General features: G+C 73.1%; 1 protein-coding gene. It reads right to left on the reverse strand.

The genetic code is table 11. The annotated features are described in order from the left end of the window. A partial coding sequence (locus ACWF94_RS39810) for an alpha/beta hydrolase (RefSeq protein ID WP_453500070.1) occupies window positions 1-1,502 on the reverse strand: 1,502 nt, incomplete at its 3' end. Between the last annotated feature and the right edge of the window lie 302 nt (window positions 1,503-1,804).

Below are 1,804 nucleotides of genomic sequence, written 5' to 3' on the forward strand. Positions count from 1 at the left end.
TCACCCTTCAGCAGATAGTTCTCCAGATGGGTGTTGACACAGGCGTTGGGGCCGCCGCCGACACCATGCGTCCCGGCGCCCTCCTCGGTGATCAGCACCGCGCCCTTGAGCCGCCGCGCCAGCTCCTTCGCCCCCTCGTACGGCGTGGCCGCGTCCCGCTCGGCCGCCAGGATCAGCACCGGGGGCAGCGCGCCCCGCTTGGTGCGGACCTCCAGCGGCTGCTGCCGGGGCGGCGACCAGTACGCGCACGGCAGATTCATCCAGACGTTGTCCCAGGTCTCGAACGGGGCCCGGCGGGCGAGTTCGGTGTTGTCGCGGTCCCAGACCGCGAAGTCGGTCGGCCAGGGCGCGTCGTTGCACTCGATGGCGGAGTAGACGGCGGTGGCGTTCTCCGCGTCCTTCGCGCCCTCCTGGCGCGGCGCTGCCTGCGCGATCAGCGGCTTCTCATTGCCCCGCAGATACTCCGAGAGCGCGGTCGCGCGCGGCACCCAGTACTCGTCGTAGTAGCCCGCGCCGAGAAACGCGGACTGCAACTGCCCCGGGCCGACCTTGCCGCCCGCGGGCTTCGCGGCCAGCCGCTCCCGCGCCTTCTCGAAGCTGGCGGCGACCGCCTCCGGGGTCGCGCCGAGACCGTACGTCCTGTCGTGCTTGGCGACCCAGGCGCGGAAGTCCGCCCAGCGGCTCTCGAACGCCAGTGACTGTTCGAGGTTGTTGCGGTACCAGATCTTGCCGCGGACCGGGTTCACCGCCGAGTCGAAGACCATCCGGCGCACATGCGAAGGGAAGAGCGTCGCGTACAGCGCGCCGAAGTAGGTGCCGTAGGAGGCGCCCATGAACGTCAGCCGCCGCTCGCCGAGCGCCGCCCGCAGCACATCGAGGTCCCGCGCGTTGTTGAGCGAGGTGTAGTGCCGCAGCGCCGGTCCGGCCTTGCGCGCGCAGGCCGCCGCGTACGCCTTCGCCTCCGCGACCCGCTCCCGTTTGAACGCGGCGGAGGGATGCGTCGGCGCGAGCGTGGGGGCCTTGAGGAATCCCTTGGGGTCGACGCAGGACAGCGGCGCGGAGCGGCCCACGCCACGGGGGGCGTAGCCGACGATGTCGTAGGCGCGGGCGATCCGCTTCCACTCCGGGAGCTTCGCCACCATGGGAAAATACATACTGGAGGCCCCGGGGCCACCGGGGTTGTAGACGAAGGCGCCCTGCCGCTCGGCGGGCTTGCCGCTCGCCCTGACCCGGCTCACCGTCAGGGAGATCTGCCGGCCCGAGGGGTCCGCGTAGTCCAGCGGGACCTCGACCTTGCCGCAGGACACCGACTTGGGCAGCGCCTCGGCCTTGGGGCAGGCGCCGAACGTGATACCGGCGGCAGCAGCCCGCCCGGCCGCCAGGGCCGTGCCGTGGGACTCGGCGGCGGCGACGGTCGTACCGCCCGCGGGGGCGACGGCCAGCGTGGTGATGATCAGGGAGCCGAGACCGGCCCAGGTCCCGTACTTCGCCACTGCTCTCATCGAGTTCCCTTCGCGCGGACGGCAGTCAAGGGATCTTTCGCGGAGCGTCCGGGCATGTAAAGCACCGCCGGGCGGTGTCGCGGTCAAACGCTCCGATGCGCCGTACGGCCGCCCGCGCGCCCCCCGGGGCAGACCTCCGGTGCGGTGGAGCTGTCCGGGACCGCAGCGCACGGTTGTCCCGCCGACCGTCCCGTACAGGTGTCCCGGCCCGTCCCCGTACGGCTACACGGGCCCGGTCGGGGCGGCCCCCCGGCCCGCCCGCGCGGCCCCGCCCGCCCCCCCCCCCCCCGAGGGCCCCGCCC

It is taken from the genome of Streptomyces sp. NPDC055078 (assembly GCF_053607985.1).